The 20,377-nt window shown below is 68.1% G+C and carries 22 protein-coding genes and 1 pseudogene; 14 read left to right on the forward strand and 9 right to left on the reverse strand.

From position 1 onward, the window contains the following. Positions 1-67 precede the first annotated feature (67 nt). The 6 genes from ACFSCV_RS06070 (at position 68) to ACFSCV_RS06095 (ending at position 6,092) form a co-directional block, all read left to right on the forward strand. Positions 68-1,663 (forward strand): sigma-54-dependent Fis family transcriptional regulator, encoded by a 1,596-nt coding sequence (locus ACFSCV_RS06070; protein WP_378797984.1) that lies wholly within the window; start codon positions 68-70, stop codon positions 1,661-1,663. A 211-nt stretch (positions 1,664-1,874) separates the two neighbouring features. Next, positions 1,875-2,426 (forward strand): OsmC family protein, encoded by a 552-nt coding sequence (locus ACFSCV_RS06075; protein ID WP_378797986.1) that lies wholly within the window; start codon positions 1,875-1,877, stop codon positions 2,424-2,426. A gap of 57 nt (positions 2,427-2,483) precedes the next feature. Then, the gene (locus ACFSCV_RS06080) at positions 2,484-3,644 is read left to right on the forward strand and encodes an acyl-CoA dehydrogenase (RefSeq protein ID WP_378797988.1); all 1,161 of its coding nucleotides are present in this window, start codon (positions 2,484-2,486) and stop codon (positions 3,642-3,644) included. Continuing rightward, complete coding sequence (locus tag ACFSCV_RS06085) at positions 3,641-4,993, forward strand: FAD-dependent oxidoreductase (protein WP_378797990.1); 1,353 nt, start codon at positions 3,641-3,643, stop codon at positions 4,991-4,993. Before ACFSCV_RS06080 ends, ACFSCV_RS06085 begins: the two co-directional genes overlap by 4 nt. Further along, entirely contained in the window at positions 4,990-5,850 is an 861-nt protein-coding gene (locus ACFSCV_RS06090) for an MBL fold metallo-hydrolase (protein ID WP_378797992.1), read from the forward strand. Before ACFSCV_RS06085 ends, ACFSCV_RS06090 begins: the two co-directional genes overlap by 4 nt. Beyond that, on the forward strand, positions 5,850-6,092 hold the full coding sequence (locus tag ACFSCV_RS06095; protein WP_378797994.1) for a hypothetical protein: 243 nt from the start codon (positions 5,850-5,852) through the stop codon (positions 6,090-6,092). The genes ACFSCV_RS06090 and ACFSCV_RS06095 overlap by 1 nt, the downstream gene beginning before the upstream one ends. Before the next feature lie 215 nt (positions 6,093-6,307). On the opposite strand, the gene ACFSCV_RS06100 is transcribed toward ACFSCV_RS06095, so the two are convergent. Continuing rightward, the gene (locus tag ACFSCV_RS06100) at positions 6,308-7,207 is read right to left on the reverse strand and encodes a LysR family transcriptional regulator (protein ID WP_378797995.1); all 900 of its coding nucleotides are present in this window, start codon (positions 7,205-7,207) and stop codon (positions 6,308-6,310) included. A 145-nt stretch (positions 7,208-7,352) separates the two neighbouring features. On the opposite strand from ACFSCV_RS06100, the gene ACFSCV_RS06105 reads away from it, so the two are divergent. Together ACFSCV_RS06105 and ACFSCV_RS06110 are read left to right on the forward strand one after the other, a co-directional pair. After that, entirely contained in the window at positions 7,353-7,682 is a 330-nt protein-coding gene (locus ACFSCV_RS06105) for a nuclear transport factor 2 family protein (RefSeq protein ID WP_378797996.1), read from the forward strand. Continuing rightward, on the forward strand, positions 7,679-8,467 hold the full coding sequence (locus ACFSCV_RS06110) for an SDR family oxidoreductase (RefSeq protein WP_378797998.1): 789 nt from the start codon (positions 7,679-7,681) through the stop codon (positions 8,465-8,467). The genes ACFSCV_RS06105 and ACFSCV_RS06110 overlap by 4 nt, the downstream gene beginning before the upstream one ends. A gap of 19 nt (positions 8,468-8,486) precedes the next feature. Here ACFSCV_RS06110 and ACFSCV_RS06115 read toward each other — a convergent pair whose 3' ends face one another. Continuing rightward, a complete protein-coding gene (locus ACFSCV_RS06115) occupies positions 8,487-8,975 on the reverse strand; it encodes an Lrp/AsnC family transcriptional regulator (protein ID WP_378798000.1) in 489 nt (162 codons plus the stop codon). A gap of 127 nt (positions 8,976-9,102) precedes the next feature. Here ACFSCV_RS06115 and ACFSCV_RS06120 point away from each other — a divergent pair, with 127 nt between their 5' ends. The 5 genes and pseudogenes from ACFSCV_RS06120 (at position 9,103) to ACFSCV_RS06140 (ending at position 13,352) form a co-directional block, all read left to right on the forward strand. Beyond that, positions 9,103-9,657 (forward strand): cupin domain-containing protein, encoded by a 555-nt coding sequence (locus ACFSCV_RS06120; RefSeq protein ID WP_378798002.1) that lies wholly within the window; start codon positions 9,103-9,105, stop codon positions 9,655-9,657. Between the two features lie 54 nt (positions 9,658-9,711). Then, the gene (locus ACFSCV_RS06125) at positions 9,712-10,473 is read left to right on the forward strand and encodes an alpha/beta hydrolase (protein WP_378798004.1); all 762 of its coding nucleotides are present in this window, start codon (positions 9,712-9,714) and stop codon (positions 10,471-10,473) included. Then, a pseudogene (locus ACFSCV_RS06130) lies at positions 10,470-11,036 on the forward strand (GMC family oxidoreductase N-terminal domain-containing protein); the annotation flags it as partial. The gene ACFSCV_RS06125 and the pseudogene ACFSCV_RS06130, both read left to right, overlap by 4 nt. 172 nt (positions 11,037-11,208) lie before the next feature. Beyond that, complete coding sequence (locus tag ACFSCV_RS06135) at positions 11,209-12,174, forward strand: LysR substrate-binding domain-containing protein (RefSeq protein WP_378798006.1); 966 nt, start codon at positions 11,209-11,211, stop codon at positions 12,172-12,174. Further along, complete coding sequence (locus ACFSCV_RS06140) at positions 12,171-13,352, forward strand: acyl-CoA dehydrogenase family protein (protein ID WP_378798008.1); 1,182 nt, start codon at positions 12,171-12,173, stop codon at positions 13,350-13,352. The genes ACFSCV_RS06135 and ACFSCV_RS06140 overlap by 4 nt, the downstream gene beginning before the upstream one ends. A 103-nt stretch (positions 13,353-13,455) precedes the next feature. Here the strand turns inward: ACFSCV_RS06140 and ACFSCV_RS06145 are convergent, their stop codons facing one another. The 7 genes from ACFSCV_RS06145 to ACFSCV_RS06175 form a co-directional block, all read right to left on the reverse strand. Further along, positions 13,456-14,094: a 2-hydroxychromene-2-carboxylate isomerase gene (locus ACFSCV_RS06145; protein ID WP_378798010.1), complete on the reverse strand. Its 639-nt coding sequence runs from the start codon at positions 14,092-14,094 to the stop codon at positions 13,456-13,458. Continuing rightward, the gene (locus ACFSCV_RS06150) at positions 14,091-14,828 is read right to left on the reverse strand and encodes an ABC transporter ATP-binding protein (protein ID WP_378798012.1); all 738 of its coding nucleotides are present in this window, start codon (positions 14,826-14,828) and stop codon (positions 14,091-14,093) included. The genes ACFSCV_RS06145 and ACFSCV_RS06150 overlap by 4 nt, the downstream gene beginning before the upstream one ends. After that, on the reverse strand, positions 14,825-15,580 hold the full coding sequence (locus tag ACFSCV_RS06155; protein ID WP_378798014.1) for an ABC transporter ATP-binding protein: 756 nt from the start codon (positions 15,578-15,580) through the stop codon (positions 14,825-14,827). The genes ACFSCV_RS06150 and ACFSCV_RS06155 overlap by 4 nt, the downstream gene beginning before the upstream one ends. Further along, complete coding sequence (locus ACFSCV_RS06160) at positions 15,577-16,533, reverse strand: branched-chain amino acid ABC transporter permease (RefSeq protein ID WP_378798016.1); 957 nt, start codon at positions 16,531-16,533, stop codon at positions 15,577-15,579. Before ACFSCV_RS06160 ends, ACFSCV_RS06155 begins: the two co-directional genes overlap by 4 nt. Further along, positions 16,530-17,396 carry a branched-chain amino acid ABC transporter permease gene (locus tag ACFSCV_RS06165; RefSeq protein ID WP_378798018.1) on the reverse strand — a complete coding sequence of 289 codons (867 nt, stop codon included), beginning with the start codon at positions 17,394-17,396 and terminating at the stop codon, positions 16,530-16,532. Before ACFSCV_RS06165 ends, ACFSCV_RS06160 begins: the two co-directional genes overlap by 4 nt. Positions 17,397-17,409: 13 nt before the next feature. Beyond that, the gene (locus tag ACFSCV_RS06170; RefSeq protein ID WP_378798020.1) at positions 17,410-18,597 is read right to left on the reverse strand and encodes an amino acid ABC transporter substrate-binding protein; all 1,188 of its coding nucleotides are present in this window, start codon (positions 18,595-18,597) and stop codon (positions 17,410-17,412) included. Between the two features lie 68 nt (positions 18,598-18,665). Continuing rightward, a complete protein-coding gene (locus tag ACFSCV_RS06175; RefSeq protein ID WP_378798021.1) occupies positions 18,666-19,409 on the reverse strand; it encodes an isochorismatase family protein in 744 nt (247 codons plus the stop codon). 239 nt (positions 19,410-19,648) lie between these two features. Between ACFSCV_RS06175 and ACFSCV_RS06180 the strand changes: the two genes are divergently transcribed. Beyond that, positions 19,649-20,377: an ABC transporter ATP-binding protein gene (locus ACFSCV_RS06180; RefSeq protein WP_378798022.1), complete on the forward strand. Its 729-nt coding sequence runs from the start codon at positions 19,649-19,651 to the stop codon at positions 20,375-20,377.

The following is a 20,377-nucleotide window of genomic DNA, read 5'->3' on the forward strand; positions in this document are numbered from 1 at the left end:
CGGCCCGCGCCCTCTTCGGCGCGGGCCGTTTCGCGCTATGAGTCCCGAAAAGGCGACGATTGGCGACATGACGAACGAAACACGGGACGTCCACCGCGAGACCAGCGGCTTCTGGCGCACCCAGGAGATGTTCCTGATCCAGGAGGTCACGAACCTCATCGGGAAGGGGCTTTATTTCGACCAGGTGGCCCGCGGCGCGCTGCACCTGATGTCCGAGATGCTTGGCCTCAACCGGGGCCGCATCGTGCTGAAATCGCAAGACGAGGACGTCTACCGCATCGCCTATTCGTACGGTCTTACGACCGCCGAGGCCGCGCGCGGCCGCTACCAGCTCGGCGAGGGCGTGACCGGCAGCGTCATCCAGGCCGGACACCTCGTCATCGTCCAGGACATCGACAAGGAGCCGACGTTCCTCGGCCGCGCGGTGGAGCGCTCGCGTCTGCCCGAGGGCGTCGTCTCTTTTCTCGCCTGCCCGATCCGCGTCGAGGATCGCACGGTCGGCGCGCTCGCCTGCCACCGCATCCGCCACCGTGACCGGCCGCTGCAGGACGACGTCCGGATCCTCAAGATCGTCGCGACGCTGCTCGGCCAGCTCCTGACCCTGAACGACCGGCTCGACCGGCGCATGCGCGCCATCGAGGCGCGCGAGCCGCTCGCCAAGCCATCGGACCAGGCCGCGCGATACGGCATCGTCGGCGAAGCCCCGGCGCTGCTGCGCGCCATCGCCCAGATCGAACAGGTTGCGGACGCGACCGCGAGCGTCCTGCTGCTCGGCGAATCCGGGACGGGCAAGGAGCTGTTCGCCCATGCGCTGCACGCCGCGGGGCCGCGGAAGTCCAAGCCCTTCATGAAGGTCAACTGCGCGGCGATCCCTGAGAGCCTATTTGAATCCGAGCTTTTCGGCCATGAGCGCGGAGCCTTCACGGGCGCGACGGAAGCGCGGGCCGGCTGGTTCGAGCAGGCAAGCGGCGGCACGATCTTTCTCGACGAGATCGGCGAAATGCCGTTGCTGCTGCAGACCAAACTCCTGCGCACGCTGCAGGAGGGCGTGGTGATGCGGCTCGGCGGCAAGCGGGAGATCCGGGTCGACATGCGACTGGTCGCGGCGACGAACCGCGATCTGTCGCTCGCGGTCGAGCGCGGCGATTTTCGCGAGGACCTTTTCTACCGGCTCAACGTCATCCCGATCCAACTGCCCTCGCTCAGCCAGCGGGCTGCCGACATTCCACAGCTCGCCCGCCATTTTCTCAACCGCGCCAACGCTTCCAACCGACGCGAGGTCGCGCTGACGGCGGACGCGATGCATTACCTCAGCGAACAGTCCTGGCCGGGGAACGTGCGGCAGTTGTCGAACTTCATCGAGCGCCTCGTGCTGCTTGCCAGCGCCCCGGTGCTGGGACGCGTCGAAGTGGCCTCGCTCCTCGCCGACCGCGCCTTCGACATCGCCGCCCCGAGGCAGCGGCCGCCGGAGGCGCACTTCGCACCCGCCGCCATGCCGGTGCGGCCTTATCTGCCCGTGAAGTCCCACACCGCCGAGGACCTTCGCCGCGCGCTCGAGCTTTCAGGAGGCAACAAGGCGCGGGCCGCGCAGCAGCTTGGCCTCACCGAGCGGCAGTTTTTCTACCGCCTCAAGAAGCTCGGGCTCGAGCCGGCCAGAAGCTGAACCCACAATTCCGGCATTGTCGACATTTTGTCGACGGACGGAGGCGGCGCGCGACCTACGCCGCTCATCGGAGCGCAGAATAGGTTCGCTCAATTTTCAGCCGGTTTGGCTTCCTCAACCTCTGCCGGTGCGGGTTGGCACAGGCGTTGCGATGACGTTTCGTGAAGGACGGCGGGACATACCGCCGCCCGCGGAACACCGAGGACAGCCCATGACCGCCTCTGCCCAGATCAAGACCGCCGAGACCTATCTGCGCCCGATCGACCGCGACGGCCTGATGGCCTTCGCCGAGAAGGGCCGCAACAACCCGAACAGCCGCGGCACCAACGTCGTGAAGACCGTGGTGGACGGCCAGTACCGGACCCTCAGCTATGTGGGCGACCACGCCCCCGTCGTCGTCGACGAGCCGCTGCACCTCTTCGGCGAGAACACCGCGCCAGCGCCTGGCGAGATCGTGCTCTCGGCACTCGGCGGCTGCCTTGCGGTCGGCATCACGGCCGTCGCGACATGGAAGCAGGTCCGCCTGTCGAAGCTCGAGATCAGGCTTGAGGGCGACATCGGCAACCCGGCCGCCTGGGGCGCCGGCGGCGCCGAGCGCGAGCCGTCGCAGATGGGCTTTCAGGAAATCCGCGTGAGCGTCGACATCGAGGGCGACGCAACTCGCGAGGAGTTCGATCAGATTGTGCGACAGGCGAACTACTTCTCGCCGGTCGCCAACACCATGCGCAATCCGATCCCCTTCAAGATCGCGCTCGCGGACTGAAGGACCAAGGGGCCGCGTCGAGCGGCCCCCGACCACTCCCGGTTGGAGACTTAGCCGATGGCCGGCGCGCGCGCTCTCGATCAGCATGCATTCGACACGTCACCGGACCCGGACGGCGAAACGGTGCTCGCCCGCACCCGCGCCATCTCGGACGGCGCGCTGCGCGCAAAGGCGCATGCGATCGACGAGGGCCACTATCCGCTCGAGATCATGCGCGACTTCGCGCGTGTGGGAGCGCTGTCGGCGCATCTGAAATCCGCCGGCGGGAACTTCGGTCTCGCAATCGACGCCATGCGAGCCGGCGCGAGGCAATGCGGCTCCACCGGCTTCCTGATGTGGTGCCACGGCGTCTTCGGCCTCTATCTCGACCACTCGGAGAATCGCGGGCTCGCCGACCGCATGCTGCCGCCCCATGCCGCGGGCGAAACCTTCGGGGGCACGGCGCTTTCCAACCCGATGAAGTCGTTCGCGGGCATCGAGCCGATGGCGCTGAAGGCCGTGCGCGTGCCCGGCGGCTATCGCGTCACCGGCACGCTGCCCTGGGTCAGCCATATCGGGCGCGGCCAGTATTGCGGGGCGATCGCGCAGGCGGTCGACGCCTCCGGCGCGCCCTCCCACGAGATCATGTTCGTGCTCCGCTGCGACGAGCCGGTGGAGCTGCGCCAGTGCCCGGTCTTCTCCGGCATGGAGGGCACGAGCACCTGGGGCCTGCGGCTCGCCGACGTGCGCATTGACGACGCCGACCTCATCGCCGATCCGGCGAAGCCTTTTATCGCGAAGATCCGTGCGGCCTTCATCCTCCTACAGCTTGGGATGGGGCTCGGAGTCACCGAGGGCGCGATCGACTCGATGCTCGAGGTCGAGAGCGTTCTGGAACATGTGAACCAGTACCTCGACAACCGGCCTGACGAGATCGCGGGCGAGCTTGACGAGCTCGCGGGCCGCGTGGCGAAGCTCGCCGAGACGCCGTTCGAAACCTCCACGGATTACCTGATCGACGTGCTCGACGCGCGCGCCCAGGCGTCGGAGCTGTCGCTGCGTTCGACCCAATCGGCGCTCTTGCATCAGGGCGCGCGCGGCTACCTGATGTCGGCAGCGCCGCAGCGTCGCGTCCGCGAGGCGCATTTCGTGGCGATCGTCACGCCCGCCATAAAGCATCTGCGCAGCGAGATGACGCGGCTCTCCAAGGTCGCGCAGCCGGCGGGGTTGCTCGCGTGAACGCCGGGACCGCCATTCCCGCCGTGATCGAGCCGACCGACGGGCTCGGCCCTTGGCGGCGCTACATCTGCCGCGTCTGCGGGCTGATCTATGACGAGGCGGAGGGCGACCTCGATAGCGGCATCGCGCCCGGCACGCGCTTCGACGACATTCCCGACGACTGGGAATGCCCGATCTGCAACGTCACCAAGGCGGATTTCGACCCTCTCGTCCCGCGCGCCGCCGTGATCGCGCCGCAGGCCGCGACGCCGGTCTCGCGGACAAGCGGCGTCGTCATCGTGGGCGCCGGGACGGCAGGCTGGAGCGCAGCCGAAGCCATCCGCGCACTCGATCCGGCGACGCCCATAACGGTGGTCACGGCCTGCTCGGGCGACGTCTATTACAAGCCCGAACTCTCGGTCGCGCTGACGCGCGGCGCGACGCCGAGCAGCCTTCGCCGCGAGACCGGCGCGCAAGCCGCGGCGCGTCTCGGCGTGCGGCTGATGAAGGAAACCTTCGCTGTCGGACTGTCGCCAGCGAGCGGGACGCTCCGCACCACGCGCGGGACCGTGCGCTTTTCCGACCTCGTGCTGGCTCAGGGCGCGCGCTCGGCGGCGCCCGCCTGCCTGCCCGCCCGCCTCTGCTGGCGCGTCAACGATCTCGCGGCCTGGTCGGGCCTCCACGCCGCGCTTTCGTGCGGGCCGCAGCGCGTCGCAATCGTGGGCGCGGGCATGGTCGGCTGCGAACTCGCCGAGGATCTTGCGGGCGCCGGCCATGACGTAACGCTGATCGGCATCGAGGAACTGCCGCTCCTGGCCATGCTGCCGCGCCCGGCTGCGGAGCGGCTCGCGGCGGGCTTTTCGAAGATCGGCGTTCGCTTCATTGGCGGGCGGGCGGTCGGCAAGGTCGAGCGGATCGACGAGCGCTTGCGCCTGACTCTCGCGTCCGGCGAGACGGTCGAGGCCGACCAGATCGTCGCCGCGACCGGGCTCGCGACCGAACCCCGCCTCGCGCGCAGCGGCGGCCTCGCGTTCGACCGCGGGATCGTGGTCGATCCGAAGACGATGCGCACGAGCGCCGAACACGTCTACGCTCTCGGCGACTGCGTGACGATCGTGGGCGCGCCCTGCCGCTTCGTCGAGCCGATCCGCCGGCAGGCCGAGGCGATCGCGAACGCCATCCTCAAGCGCGACCATTGCGGATATGTCCACCGCGCCCCGGTGATCCGCCTGAAGACGCGGTCGACCCCGGTGGTGATCGAGGGCGCGCCGTCGACGGCCGGCGAATGGCGCGTGCTGCAGGACGACGCAGACGCGCTTGTCATGGAGCAATGGGCGGGCGGCGCGCGCGTTGCGAGGCTCGCGGCATGAATCCTCACGTCACCTCCTTCTTCGACGCGGCCACCAACACCTTCTCCTACGTGGTGAAGGACCCGCGCGGCCCGGCCTGCGCCATCGTCGACAGCGTGCTGGACTTCGACTACGCGGCCGGGCGCATCGCCTATGCGGGGGCGGACCGGATCGTGGACCATGTGCGGGCGAACGGACTTGAGGTCGAGTGGCTGCTCGAGACCCATGTCCACGCCGACCACCTGTCGGCCGCGCCCTATCTCCAGCGCGAGCTCGGCGGAACGATGGCGATCGGGACGGCGATCCGCGACGTCCAGGCGACTTTCGGCAAGTTCTTCAACGAAGGCGTGGAGTTCCGGCGCGACGGGTCGCAGTTCGACCGGCTGTTCCAGGACGGCGACGTTTTCGCGATCGGCTCGCTGGAAGCGCAGGCTGTCGCAACGCCGGGCCATACGCCGGCGTGCATGACCTATCTCGTCGGCGACGCCGCCTTCGTGGGCGACACGCTGTTCATGCCGGACGGCGGCACGGCGCGCGCCGACTTTCCGGGCGGCGACGCGCGGGCGCTCTACCGCTCGATCAGGCGCGTGCTGGCCCTGCCCTCCGCGACGCGGCTTTTCATGTGCCACGACTACGGGCCGAACGGCCGCGAAATTCGCAACGAGACGACGGTCGCGGAACAGCGCGCCAACAACATCCATGTGCGCGACGGCGTCTCGGAAGACGAGTTCGTGGCGCTGCGCACATCGCGCGACGCGAGCCTCGCCATGCCGCGGCTCATCATCCCCTCGCTCCAGATCAACATGAAGGCCGGCGCGTTGCCCGCGCCGGGGAGCGACGGGCGCCGCTTCCTCAAGGTGCCGCTGGACGGCCTGTGATGGCGGCGCTTGCGCGCGAACCTATGCAGGATCTGCTCGGAAGCGTGTCCGGCTCGGCGGTCGGCATGACGCTCGGCCTGTTCGGCGGCGGCGGCCCGATCCTCGCTGCGCCGCTGATGATGTATTTCGTCGGCGGGCCCAGCGCCCATGTCGCGATCTGCGCCAGCGCCTTCGCGGTGGCGGCCGCCCCCGGCTCGAACCTGTGCGATGCGTCTCATGTGATGCGTTACGAGCGCTGTTGATCAAACGCCGTCGCGCGCCGGTTATTAGACCGGCGCGACGCGAAACAATCGGCGGAACGGGGAAGGCAGACCTCAAGAAGGGCCGCCTTGGGTCATCCGCGGCCGACGATCAGCAGCCACGAAGCGCCATAAGCTGACGTTGGCAACATGCTCATAAGCAAACGTTGGCACGCCGGCCGCGGCCAATATTCCGCTCGTTAGTGCAATCGCCTATGTCAATTTTCTTTTCGACGACTTCCAGCCAGATCAACGAAAGCCTTGAAGGCGGCCGAGGGGTTTTTACGGCCCGGATAGTAGAGGCACAAAGGCGCCACCGGCTTCATCCAGTCGTTCAGAACGCGAACCAGACGTCCGGCCTCGATGTCTTCGTGGATGTCGGACTCCATGAAGAAGCCGATCCCAATCCCCTTTAGCGCGGCGGCGCGGGCGAGGCTCGCTTCATCAAGGGTGATCGGGCCGTTCACGTCGACTTGGACAGGTTGACCGTCTTTCTCGAAATGCCAGCGGTAGATCCCGCCGTCGGGAAGTCTGACCCGGATGCAGGCGTGGTCGAGCAGATCGAGAGGCGCTCGAGGCTTGCCGTGCTTCTCGAAGTAAGAGGGCGACGCCACCACGGCGTTTGATCTCGGACGGCCGATCGGCGCCGCGATCATGTCGCTCGGCACGAGATCCGCGCTTCTGACGCCGAGATCGAAGCCTTCCGCCACGACGTCGACGAGCCGCCCCTCGGTGACCAGATCGATGTGGACGCGAGGAAAGCGTCGCAGATACTCGAGAATGACGGGCTCGAGGATTTCGCGCGCGGCTGTCGGGAACGCGTTTATCCGGAGCGTGCCTGACGGAACCTCCTGCTGCGACTTCACGGCCTCCATGGCGTCGTGAATGTCGACGAGAGCAGGGCTGACCTGCTCCACGAAGCTCCGTCCTGCGTCGGTCAGCGAGACGCTGCGTGTGGTCCGGTTGAACAGGCGAACGCCGAGCCGCCTCTCGAACTTCGCGACGATGTTGCTGAGCGACGTCGTCGAAATCTGCAAGTCCGCAGCCGCCGCCCGGAAGGACCTGCGGCGCGCGATCGCCACAACGGCGTCGAGCTCAATGAGGGCGTGAGCAGCCATTATCCCGATTTTCGCGATGCTTTATCTCATTCTGTCCCGATTATCGCGTCGGTTGTCCAGTGCTAGATCGCTGACGTCGACGCCTCGCAGGCTCAACGGGCCATCGCAAACGTCAAGAGCCTCTTCACCGAAGCCGGGATCCGCCATGACGCCAGAACTCCCAAAACCCGTGGCCGCCTATGTCGAGGCCAACGCGCGCCTTGACCTGGCCGACATGCTGAAGCCCTTCGCCGCGGACGCGGTGGTCTTGGATAATGGAAGCCGCCACGAGGGCCTCGCCAAAGTGCGGACGCTGCTCGAGACGGAAGTGATCCCCGTCAGGGCGATCTTCACGCCGGACACGGTTCGCGACGAGAACGGCCAAGTCGTGCTCGAAGGCCCGGCCCATGGCGACTTCAAGGGCAGCCCGCTCCGCTTCACCTACCGGTTCACCCTCGCGAACGACCTCATCAAAGCCTTGGAGATCGCGGTATGACCGTCCGAGTTGATCCGGCCGAGTTCGCCGGCAAGCGGGTGCTCGTCAGCGGCGGCACAAAAGGTTTGGGCCGCGCGACCGTCGATCGTTTCGTCGCGGGCGGCGCCAGGGTGATCACCGCCGCGCGCGGAACCCTTCAGCCCATCGACGGCGTCTCGTTCGTCCAAGCGGATCTGACGACGGCCGAAGGCGCGGCGACCTTCGCCAGAGCGGCGACCGAGCAGATGGGCGGAGTCGACATCCTCGCCCATGTCGTCGGCGGCTCGTCGTCGCCAGGCGGCGGCTTCGCGGCTCTCACCGACGATCACTGGCTCGCCGAGCTGAACCTGAACCTGATGCCGGCGGTCCGCCTCGATCGCCTGCTCGTTCCGCAGATGATCGAACGCGGCGCCGGGGCGGTGGTGCACGTCACCTCCATCCAGTCGGTCCTGCCGCTGCCCGCGTCCACCACGGCCTACGCCGCCGCGAAGGCCGCGTTGAGAACTTACGGCAAGTCTCTCTCCAAGGAGCTCGGACCCAAGGGGGTGCGCGTCAACACCGTCTCGCCCGGCTGGATCATGACCGAGGCGTCGGCGGACTTCCTCGAGCGTCTGCAGGCCGCGAACGGCGGCACGGTCGAGGACGCGCGGCGGCTCGTGCTCGACGGCCTCGGCGGCATCCCGATCGGGCGCCCGGCGGAGCCCCACGAGGTCGCGGACCTGATCGCCTACCTCGCCTCGGACCGCGCGGCCGCGATCCACGGCGCCGAGTTCGTCATCGACGGCGGGACGATACGGACGGTCTGACGGATGGGCGGTCGGCTGATCAGAAGGTCAATCGGGCGTTCTCCCTGACCTCTCTCATCACGAAGAAGGTCCGGGTGTTCTGGACGCCCGGCAGGGCGATGAGCGTCTGGCTCTGCAGCTTGTTGAAGTCGGCCAGGTCACGCGCGCGGATCTTGAGGAAGTAGTCGAACTCGCCCGCCACCAGAATGCAGTCGAGGATCTCCTTTATCTTAAGCACCGCCTCCTCGAAGGCGTTGCGGCTGTCCGGCGAAGACCGATCAAGGATGACGCCGATCATCACAAGGGCGCCCAGAGCCACCGAAGCGGGCGCGACGTCCGCCCTGAAGCCGGTGATGTGGCCATTCTCGAACAACCGCTGCGTCCGTCGGTGACAGGTCGCGGGGCTGGCGCCCACGCGGGCGGCGAGATCGGCGTTCGTCAACCGGCCGTCTGCGTGAAGCGCGCGAAGGATCTTCAGATCGATCCTGTCAAGCGCAGTACTGGAAGGATCTTTCAACTCTGCCCTCATTTTGGACGATCAACGCCTTTTCTGTTTCAAAAGGGCTCGTCCAAGGCAAGCGAGAAGATCACTTTCGAAAGCACCTTTCTCATTCGTTCCCCTATCGTCCACTCCTCTTCAACATGGGGTTAGCGCCTTGATCAACGTCGTCCGCACCACTGCCGCCGCCCATCTCGCGAACCTCCCGCGAGCAGCGGTCCCGGGCTTGAAGCAAGCCGTTCGTCTGTCAGCTCTCGGTCTGGCCGCCGGTCTATCGACGGCTGCGATCGCGGACCCGTCCGCCCACAAGCAGATGATCACCGTGAAGGACGCGGCTGCCGTCCAGTGGAAGCCTGCGCCTGCCGCTTTGCCGAAGGGAATTGAGATCAGCGTCATCATGGGCGATCCGGACAAGCCCGGCCCGTTCGCGCTGCGGCTCAGGATTCCGCCCTCAACCGTGATCGCCCCGCACACCCACGCGACCGACGAGACCGTCACGCTGCTTGACGGCGCCCTTGTCCACGACATGGGAGAGAAAATGGTCGAGAGCCGCGGCGAACCGTTCGGCCAAGGCGGCTTCCTCTACCTGCCGGCCCTGATGCCGCATTCGCTCTGGACCAGGGATCAGCCTGCGGTGATCCAGGTCAACGGCACGGGCCCCTTTGGTCTCAACTACGTCAATCCCGCCGACGATCCGAGCAAGGCTCGCTGACCGCCGCGCGTTCTCCAGCCCCTCATCTAACCCATAAGCAGAAAAGGCCCCGCCATGGGAACGACCCAACTTGCGCTCTCGCTCGCCGGTGGCGCGCTCCTCGCGATGGCGGCGATCGCGCCTGCCTATTCCCAGTCGATCCGGAACGTGGTCATCGTCCATGGGGCGCTGGCCGACGGTTCTGGCTGGCGCAAGGTCCACGACCTGCTGAAGGCGAGGGGCTTCAAGGTGACGGTGGTGCAGCCGCCGATGACCTCGCTGCAGGACGACGTGGCCGCCTCGAAGCGCATCCTCGATCTCCAGGACGGGCCATCGCTGCTCGTGGGCCACAGCTATGGCGGCATGGTGGTGACCCAGGCCGGCTCGGCCGAGAACGTCGCCGGGCTGGTCTATATCGCCGCGTTCCAGCCGGACGAGGGCGAGAACCTGCTGGATCTCGCCGGCAAGACGCCACCCGCGACGACGGGCATCAAGGCCACGGCTGACGACTATCTCTACCTCGACCCGGAGGTCTATGCCGCCGACTTCGCCGCGGACGTGCCCAAGGCCGAAGCCGAGTTCATGGCGGCCTCCCAGGTGCTGCCTTCGAAGGCGAGCTTCGAAGCAAAGATCACCCAGCCGGCGTGGAAGACAAAGAAGAGCTGGGCGCTCATCGCGACCGAAGACCGGGCGATCCATCCCGACCTGATGCGCTCGATGGCGAAACGGGCCGGCAGCGCCGTGAAGGAGATCAAGGCCAGCCACGCCTTGTTCATGTCGCAGCCGGCGGCGGTCGCCGACCTCATCGAAACGGCCGCGAAGGCGGTCTCCAAATGATCTCGTCAGACCAGGTCGGCGTGGTCGGGGAGCCCTCAGCCGCGCGGGCCGAAGGACCACTGCCGGAGTATGACTTCATCGTCTGCGGCGCGGGCTCGTCCGGTTCGGTGGTCGCCGGGCGGCTGGCCGAGAATCCTGACGTGCAGGTCCTCCTGATCGAGGCCGGCGGCGACGACGACGCCGAAGCTGTTCTCGATCCCTCGCTTTGGCCGACAAGTCTCGGAAGCGAGCGTGACTGGGGGTTTCAGGCGGAACCCAATCCGCACCTCGACGGCCGGTCCCTTTCCATGTCGATGGGCAAAGGGCTCGGCGGCGGCTCCAGCATAAACGTCATGGTCTGGGCGCGGGGCCACCGGAGCGATTGGGACCACTTCGCCGCCGAGGCCGGAGACCCCGCCTGGGGCTACGAGCAGGTTCTGGAGATTTATCGCGAGATAGAGAACTGGCGCGGATCGCCGGACCCTCGCTATCGGGGCTCATCGGGCCCGGTCTGGGTCCAGCCTGCGCCAAACCCGAGTCAGATTGCGACGGCCATGCTGGATGCAGCCCAAGAGCTCGGCATCCGTCGACGCCCGGCGGGTGGCCACCCTGACCTTCGCGGCCGCCGCCGCGCTCGGCGGCGTCGCCGGGCTGCTGGTCGCGCCGATCATCCAGGTGCAGGCGCAGACGTGATTTAGTACATATGGACGTATTGGCACAAATGAGTTCTTCTGCTCGAAGCTTGAGGAAAAATGCATGATTGGCGCCCGCGACGGCGCGCAGGCCATGGCGAAAAGGCCGACGATGAGCCATCCGACCAATCTCGAGATCGACGTGCTGCGCAGTTTCGTGGCGGGCGTGCAGCTAAACAGCTTCGCCCGGGCGGCGAAGCTGATCGGGCGCTCGCAGTCCGCTGTCAGCCTGCATCTGCGCAAGCTCGAGCAGCAGACCGGACAGGTGCTTTTCCGCAAAGCGGGGCGCGGTCTGCACCTGACTGACGCGGGCGAGACGCTGCTGCGCTATGCGCAGAAGCTCATCAACCTGAACGACGAGGCGCTGTCCGCGGTGGCGGGCGACGACGTCTCGGGCCGTGTACGGGTCGGGTTACCGCCGGACCTGGCGGAAACATGGCTGCCTGATCTGCTCGGGCGGTTCGCCCGCTCCCACCCGACCGTCGCGGTCGAGGCGCGGGTGGAACGGAACGCGGTCCTGCTGGAGGCGCTCGACGCCGGGGCGCTGGACGTCGCGCTGTTCTGGTGTCTGGGCGAGGACGGGACGCAACGGCCTGGCCGCCTTCTTGCGGAGTTTCCGATCGTCTGGATCGTTCCGGCGGGCTTCGCGCCGGACGATCAGGCCCGGCTTCCGCTCGTTCTGATGGGCGCGCCATGCCTGTTCGCGGCCAAGGCGATCGCCGCGCTCGAGGAGTCGGGACGGCCGTGGCGCTCTGTTTTCACCAGCACCAGCCTCAGCGGCATCTGGGCGGCGATCTCCGCCGAGCTTGGCGTCACGGTCCGCACGCCGCTGAGCGTGCCGGCGGGCCTCCACATCCTCGCGTCCGGCGGTCTGCCGGAACTCGGGCGCGCCAGCCTGCGGCTGCGCGCCGCCGACGCGCCGTCGCGCTCGGTCCAGCGCTTCATCGACATTCTTGAGGCGACGGTCGCGGCCGCGCCCTCCGTGGCGGGTTCGCGGATCGCGCCAAACGTCGGTCGCGCGTTCGCATGACGCCAGGCGACGAAAACCTCTCGCAGGCCTTGTCTGGCCGCCAGGATCCGTTCCGCTCCCTCGAGACGCTGGCGAAAAGTTTCGCCGCCACCGCAGAGCGTCACGACCGCGAAGCTAGCCTGCCCGTCGCGAACCTAAAAGCGCTGCATCGCGCCGGCTTCCTGGCGCTGACCGCGCCGCAGACCTTCGGCGGCGCCGGCCGGGGGTTGGAGGACGCCGTCCGGGTCGTCGGCGCGCTGGGGCGGGCGGAACCAGCCACCGGGCTAATCACAGCAATGCAGTACATCTCGCTCGCGTCCCTAGCCGAGAGCCGCTGCTCTCCAACGCTGAAGCGGGAGACGCTAGGTGCGGCGTCCGACCAGGGCGCGTTGCTGAACGCCCTGCGTGTGGAGCCTGATCTCGGCACGCCCTGGCGGGGCGGGCTTCCCGCCACCATTCTGCGCCGGACGGAGGACGGCTGGCGCCTTTCCGGCCGGAAAATCTATTCTACGGGCGCGGGGGCGCTCACCTGGGGCGTCGTCTGGGCACGCACCGACGAGGAGCCGCCGCGCGTTGGCAACGTGCTGGTTCCGCTCGCCGCCACAGGCGTCCGAATCCACGAGACATGGGACCATCTCGGTCTGCGCGCTTCCGGCAGCCATGACGTGATCTTCGACGACGTCCGCGTGCCAGAGGATCATGCGGCCGACCTACGGTCGCCTGAGGAGTGGGCCGCCGCTCCCGATGCGATCGGCGCGGTTTGGGTCAGCGTTCTGCTCGCGGCGCTCTATGACGGCGTGGCGCGAGCGGCGCAGGCGTGGACGATCGGGTTCCTCCGGACGCGCGCGCCAAGCAACCTCGGTGCGCCGCTCGCCTCCCTGCCGCTGCCACGACACGCGGTCGGCGAGAACGAGGCACAGCTCGCCATTCATCGAAGGCTGCTGCTCTCCGTCGGCCGCGACTGGGATCGCGACCGCTCGCTGAACGCCACGGAGGCGGGGCAGATCAAGGTCGCCGTAACTGAAGGAGCGGTGGCGGTGGTAGAGCGTGCGCTTCGGCTGACCGGAAACCATGGCTTGTCGCGCGCCAATCCGCTGGAGCGCCACCACCGCGACGTGCTCTGCGGCCGCATCCACAGCCCGCAGGGCGATATGGTGTTCATGAACGCCGGGGGAATGGCTTTGGCTGAGAACGATTGAGCTCCCGCCGCCAACTCGTACAGTAATTCAGCCTCGGGCTGAGGGCTACGCGGCGGCCTTGAACGCGGGCCGAGTTGTCGAAAAGAGATCAGCTGGGTCTCGTTCAGGAAGGGTCGAACGGGATCGGCTCTGTCCCTTCGACGATCGCCCTCTCCAGCAGGTCGAGCCGGTCCTGGCCCCAGAAGGGTTCGCCCCGGTAGAAGTAGAACGGCGCGCCGAAGAGCAGGCGGTCGACCGCCTCGCGCGTGAGCGACGCTTCGGTCTCGCCAAGCGCCGTGTCCTCCCACGCCTGTTCCAGCAATCGGCGGCCCGGCAGGCCATTGGCGTCGGCGAGCGCGACGAGCGTCTCGGGGGCGGCGATGTCGAGCTCGTCGGCCCAGACGGCCTTCAGGCCGGCGTGCACGAACCCGGTCACGTCCAGCGCCTCCCGGATAGCCGCCAGGACCATGCGGTGCCCGACAGAGGGATTTGCCGGGTAGAACCGTGGTTGCAGCACCAGCGGAATGCCTCGGATCTCCCGCCACCTCTGCATCTCGACGAGGCGATAGGCCTGCCGCTGTTTCGGCCGCTCCTTCACTGGCTTTCCGCCGCCGGCCGCAAACACCGCGAGCAGATCGATCGGCTTGAAGGTGACCTCGGCGCCCGTGCGCCGCACGAGATCCTGGAACGGCAGGCTGCCGACATAAGACCAGAGCGAGATGAAGCTGAAATAGTAGTCGATCTGGGGTCGATCGGCGTTCATGCGGCCGCTCCTGTGAGGTCTCCGAGATAGGCTTTGCGCACCGACGGGTCGCGGGCGAGATCGACCGACGCGCCGTGAAGGACGATCCGTCCCTGGTCGAGCACATAGGCGCGGCTCGACAGTTCGAGCGCGGTCACGACGTCCTGCTCGACGAGCAGCAGGCTGAGGCCCTCGCCGTTCACCCGCCGGAGCGTCTCGACCAGATCCTCGACGACGTTGGGCGCGAGACCGAGCGACAGCTCGTCGATCATGAGGAGGCGCGGCCGGGCCATCAAGCCCCGGGCTATCGCACACATCTGTTGCTCGCCGCCCGACAGCGTCGAGGCGTCCTGCCGACGGCGCTCGGCCAGCCGCGGGAACAGCTCGTACATCCGCGCGACGTCGCGCGCGATCGCCGCCCGTCCGTCACGCCGGGCGTAGGCGCCGAGCCGCAGGTTGTCCGCGATCGACAGGCTCGCGAACAGGCGCCGGCCCTCCGGAACGTGTACGAGCCCGAGGCCCACGAGATCGCGGGACGCGGCCGCCCTGACGTCCGCGCCATCCAACCGGATGCCCCCCGCCGTGGGGCTTACGAGGCCGGACAGTGCGCGCAGCAGCGTGCTCTTGCCTGCGCCGTTCGAGCCGATCAGCGCGACGATCTCACCGGCGCGGACCTGAAGGTCGACCTCCGCCAGCACCGTGAGGTCGCCATAGCCCGCGGCGAGACCCGACACATCGAGCAGCGGCGCGCTCATTGCCGCGCCTCGGCGGCGAGGTGCTCCGCGAAGCGGCGCCCCAGATAGGCTTCGACGACGGCGGGGTTTGCGACCACGTCCCGCGGCGCGCCGTCGGCGATCACGCGCCCCTGCTTCAGAACAACGATCCGCCCACAGACGCCCGTCACCACCTTCATGAGATGCTCGATCAGCACGATCGCGACCCCGCGGCCGGCGATCGCGCGAATGAGCTCCAGCGCGATGTCGATCTCGGCCGGGTTGAGTCCGGCGTTGACCTCGTCGAGGAACAGGATTTTTGGCCCGATCGCGAGGCTCTTGGCGAGCTCCAGCCGCTTGCGGCTGGCGAGGCTGAGCGCCCCGGCGGGCTTGTCCGCCTCTTGGTCGAGCCGGCAGAAGGCGAGATGCGCGGCGGCGCGCTCGCGGGCCGCAGCAAGCGTCGCCACGCCGCCTCCGAACAGCGCCGCGGCCTGCACGTTCTCCAGCGCCGTCATGCGCGGGAACGGCTGCACGACCTGGAAGGTGCGCGCGACGCCGAGCCGCGCGATCCGGTCCGAGCGAAGCCGGTCGATGCGCACGCCGTCGAGCCGTACGGCGCCCGCCTGGGCGCGGTGGACCCCGGTCACGACGTTGACGAGCGTGGTCTTGCCGGCGCCGTTCGGGCCGATCAGCCCGACGATCTCGCCGCGGCCGATTCTCAGCGTGACGTCGTCGACCGCCGTCACCCCGCCGAAGCGGCGCGTGACGCCCTCAATCGCGAGAAGCGCGCTCACGCTGAGCCCCTCCGCCCCGCGCGCCCACGGATCCAGCGGATGAGGCCGAAAGGCTTCGCGCCGCTGAGCCCCGCGGGCAAGAACAGCACCAGCGCCACGACGACGAGGCCCAGCACGCCGGCGTGGAACTCGAGCACGTTGCGCCAGATCAGCTCTTCGAGCCCCAGGAACACGATCGCGCCGACGACCGGTCCGAGCACGGTTCCGACGCCGCCGATCAGCGCCATGATGATGGGCTTCACCGACAGCAGCACGTCGAACACGTCGGTCGGGTCGATGTAGGTGACCCAGGAGGCGTAGACCGCGCCGGTCAGCCCGCCGATCAAGCCGGACAGCGTGAAGGCCTTGACCTTGGCCGAGCGCACCGAGACGCCGATCAGCGGCGCGGCCGTCTCGTTCTCGGCGACGCAGCGCAGCCCGACCCCGAGCCGCGAGCGGCTCACGATGAAGGCGACGCCAAGCGCGAAGATCGCGACCGCGGCGAAGGCCGCGAAATAGAAGGCGGCCTGCGCGCGCGGACCGCCGAGCGCGATCAGCGGCAGGTTCAGCCCCATGCCGCCGCCGGTGACGTCGGTCCAGGAGTTGACCAGCTCCCGGAGCACGTCCGCGACCACGAGGCTCGCGATCGCGAAGTAATGGCCTTTGAGGTGCAGGATCGCGCCGCCGAGCGCCGCCGCGAACGCCGCCGCCAGCGTGCCCGCCCCGACCCAGGCGAGCCAGAACGGCAGGCTATGGTCTTGTGCGACGCCGCTCGCATAGGCGCCGAGCCCGAAGAAGGCCGCGGTGGCGAACGACGGGTAGCCGGCGAAGCCGCCGACGAGGTTCCAGGACAGCGCGAGCGCGGCGTACATGCAGGCGGTGGCGGCGAGGCGCAGCACGTAGTTGTCGGCGAGCAGCCCGATGGCGACCAACGCGACGAGCGCCGCCGCGACGGCGAGGAGCCGCGCGGTCACTGGAAGCCGGCCCGGCCGAGCAGTCCCTGCGGCCGGACCACCAGCAGAGCGATGAGCAGCACGAAAGCGAGCGTCCCGGCGTGCTCCGGCCCGAAGGCGAGCGCGCCGAAGCTTTCGATCACGCCGAGCGCGAAGCCGCCCACGACGACGCCCGGCACGCTGCCTAGACCGCCGAGCACGCAGATTACGAAGGCCTTGCCGAGATAGCCGCCGGAGGCCACCGGCGAGATCGGGAAGATCGCGGCGAACAGCGCCCCGGCCGCCCCCGCCATGAAGGCCCCGAGCGCGAAGGCGAGCGCGTAGATGCGGCGGACGTCGATCCCCATCAGCGCCGCCGCCTCCCGGTCCATGCGCACGGCGACGATCGCCCTGCCGAGCTGAGTGGTCCGGAGCAGCAGCCAGAGCCCGGCCACCAGCGCGAGGCCGACCGCGGTCGCGATCAGGCGGTCGACGGGCACGAGTGCCTGGCCGAGCTCGACGATCCCGAGCGGCGGGTCCAGCGTGATTTTGCGGTAGTCCGCGCTGAAGGCCGACAGCATAATATTGTCGAGCAGCAGGTTGAGCCCGAAGGTCAGCGTCAGCGTCATCAGCACGGGCCGCCCCATCACCGGGTTCACGGCGACGACCTGGACCGCGTAGCCGAGCGCGAACAGGGCGAGACCCGCCACCGGCGCGAACACGAACGGGCTCACGCCGAACGCCGCGAACGCGAAATAGGCGAGGTAGCCGCCGAGCACGATCAGCGAGCCGTGCAGCAGGTTGATGACGTTCAGCACGCCCCAGACCAGCGAAAAGCCCGCGGCGATCGAGGCGTAGAGCCCGCCGAGCGCGAGCCCGTTGGCCAGGACCTGAAGGGTGAGCATCGAGCCGCCGCCGTCAGTCGCCGACGCCGGGCTTGAACGTCGAGGTCGCGACGCCCGCGGGGAAGACGACTTCGACCTTGCTGTTCTGGATCTGGTAGACGGGCGGCACGTACGAGTTGGCGATGCCGGACGGCGCGAAGGAGATTGGCGCGAAGAAGGTCTCAAAGCCGCCCTTCTTCAGCTCGGCCCGCACCGCGTCGCGGTTCTTGGAGCCCGCGCGCTCGATCGCGAGCTGCAGCACCACGCCAACGGCCGCGCCGGACGCCTGGGTGAAGTCGGGCGCGACGCCGTACTTTTCCTTGAAGGCGTCGACGAAGGCCTTCGTCGAGCCGAACAGGTCCTTGCTCGTGTAGGCCAGAACCGGGTGGAACCAGCTCGAGGTCGTCACCCCCTCGGCGAGTGGACCGGTCGCCTTGATCCATTCGGGATAGGCCGGACCGTTGATGCCCGTGAATGCCTTGGTCGCGATTTTCAGGTCCGCGGCCTGCTTGCGGAGCAGGATCAGGTCGTTGATGTAGCCCGTGACGACCACCCAGTCGGGATTGGCGGCCCGCAGCTGCGTCAGCGCTGGCGCGTGGTCGAGCGTGCCGATGGCGTACTTCTCGAAGTACACCACCTCAAGGCCGCGCTTTTTCGCCGACTTCTCGAATTCGTTGGCGAGCGAGAGCGGATAGAGATCGTTGCGCGACAGGATCGCGACGCGCTTTACATCGCCGGCCTTCACGACGAGGTCTGCGATCGGCTCGCTCAGGGTCGAGTTGTCGGTATAAAGGCCGAACAGGTTCTCGTACCCCTGGTTGAAGACTTCGGCCGACGACGCCGACGAAGCGATCAGCGGCACGCCGTTCTTCTCCGCGACCGCGCTCGCCGCCTTGGTCGCGCCGGAGCCGAAGGGCGAGAACAGGAAGTCGACGCCGTCGTCGGTGATCAGCTTTTCGGCGAGCTGGACGGCCTTGGGTGTGTTTGACTGATAGTCATAGAACTTGATCTCGACCTTGAGCTTTTTGTCGCCGGCCGCCACGCCGCCCGCCGCGTTCACGCGCTCGAGCCAGAGATCGTAGCCCTGCCGCAGCTTGGCGCCCTCCGGCGCGAGCGCGCCGGTGAGCGGCAGCGGCGCGCCGATGACGAGCGTGTCCTGCGCGAAGCACGGCGCAGCGGGCGTGGACGACAGCGCCACGGCGAGGAGAGTCTTGAGGAACATGAGGACCAGACGGAAGGACGTGTGCGGGGACGTCGACGCCGACGGGCACCGACGGGCGTGTTCGAGCGTCAGAGCGCGGTCGGCCAACCGCGCGCGCGGCGGCGCTCCGCTCCCTCGGCGAGCAGCCGGACGGCTTCATCGGTCGAGATCACGGGGGCGAAGAAGGTGTCGATCCGTTGGAGCGTCGGGGCTTCGTCCGCCTCGACGCCCGCCGCCGTGGCGTCGCCGACGACGATCGGATTGAAGCCGATGTCGCGTGCGGTGCGCGCGGCCTGCTCGATGCACCAGTTGAGATGGTAGCCGGCGAGCAGGATCGTGCGAACGCCCCAGGCCGCCAGATGCTGCGTCAGCAGCGTCCCGAGGAACACGTTGCCGAGCGTCGCATAGAACAGCACGAGGTCTTCGGGACGTCGAGCCTGATCGACTTCCGCCACGAGGTCGGCGTCGCGCTTCCAGTCTTCGGCCGTCCAGTCCGCCTTGTCCTTCACCCAGAAATCGTACTGGGCCTTGTCGACGAGCGTCTGCGGATAGTCCTTCCGATAAATGTCGTAGCGGGTCCAGGCGACGCGCTGCTCCGCCGCGCGCGCAGCCTCCGCCAGCCGGAGGGTGTTCGGCAAAGGACCGTCGGGCAGGCGCGTCCGCTCCCATAGCCGCTCATGGGCCTGCGCCCCCGTCGGCGTGAGAATGCTGTTGGACTGACCGACGACGAGCAGAAGCGTCGGATAGGCGAGCGTCTCGGCCAGATCGAGCTCGCGCCACTGCTCATGCGGCGTCGGCGTCTTCGATGCGGCATGGCGAACGGCGATGTTCATTTCAGGCTCCCGACTTCCGGTGGGCGGCGCGCCGCGGCTTGGCGGCTCGGCTGAGCACGACGACCCTTATTGACATAAATCTATTCATTCCATCAATTGAATTAAATAATTTTACACGCCGGCGTGTATACGCGCCTCCAGGCTCCTCCCAGGTTGCAAGAATGTCGCCGCTCGCCGCAGAGCTCCGCACGCCTACGCCGCCGCTCCAGGTTTCTGGCGTCTCCCTGAGTTTTGGCGCGGTGACGGCTCTCCGAGACGTCAGCTTCGCCTGTCCTGAAGGAGCGATCTTCGCGATCGTCGGGCCGAACGGGGCCGGCAAAACCTCGTTGCTCAACGTCGTGAGCGGAGCCTATCGGCCCACCGCCGGATCGGTTCGCTACTTCGGAGCGGATGTCGCGCGCCCGAAGCCGAGCCGCGTCGCCGCGCTCGGCGTCGCGCGCACGTTTCAGAACGTCGCTCTGTTCGCCGGCCTGAGCGTGCTGGAGAACGTTCTGGTCGGTCGCCACGTCCACGCCGCGGGCGGCTTCTTCGCCTACGGCCTGTCGTGGCCGACGGCCCAGGCCGACGCGGCCCGGCAGCGCGAAGCCGCCGAATGGGCGCTCGGCTTTCTCGGGTTGAGCGCGTTCCGCGATCTGGCGGTCGAGACCCTTCCCTATGGCGTGAAAAAGAAGGTCGAGCTTGCGCGCGCGCTTGCGGCGAAGCCGCGGCTTCTGCTGCTCGACGAACCGCTGGCCGGCATGAACGCCGGAGAAAAACGCGAGATCGCCGGCGTCATCCGTCTGATCCGCGACCGTCTGGGCCTCACGGTCGCGATGATCGAGCACGACTTTCCTTTGGTCACGGCGCTCGCCGACCGCATCCTGGTGCTCGACCACGGCGAGGTCATCGCACAAGGACCGCCCGCGCGCATCCGCAAGGACCGGAAGGTCATCGACGCCTATTTCGGCGTGGCCGGAGAACCCGGCTGA

The organism is Methylopila henanensis, assembly GCF_042681025.1.
In the GTDB taxonomy this organism is placed as follows: domain Bacteria; phylum Pseudomonadota; class Alphaproteobacteria; order Rhizobiales; family Methylopilaceae; genus Methylopila; species Methylopila henanensis.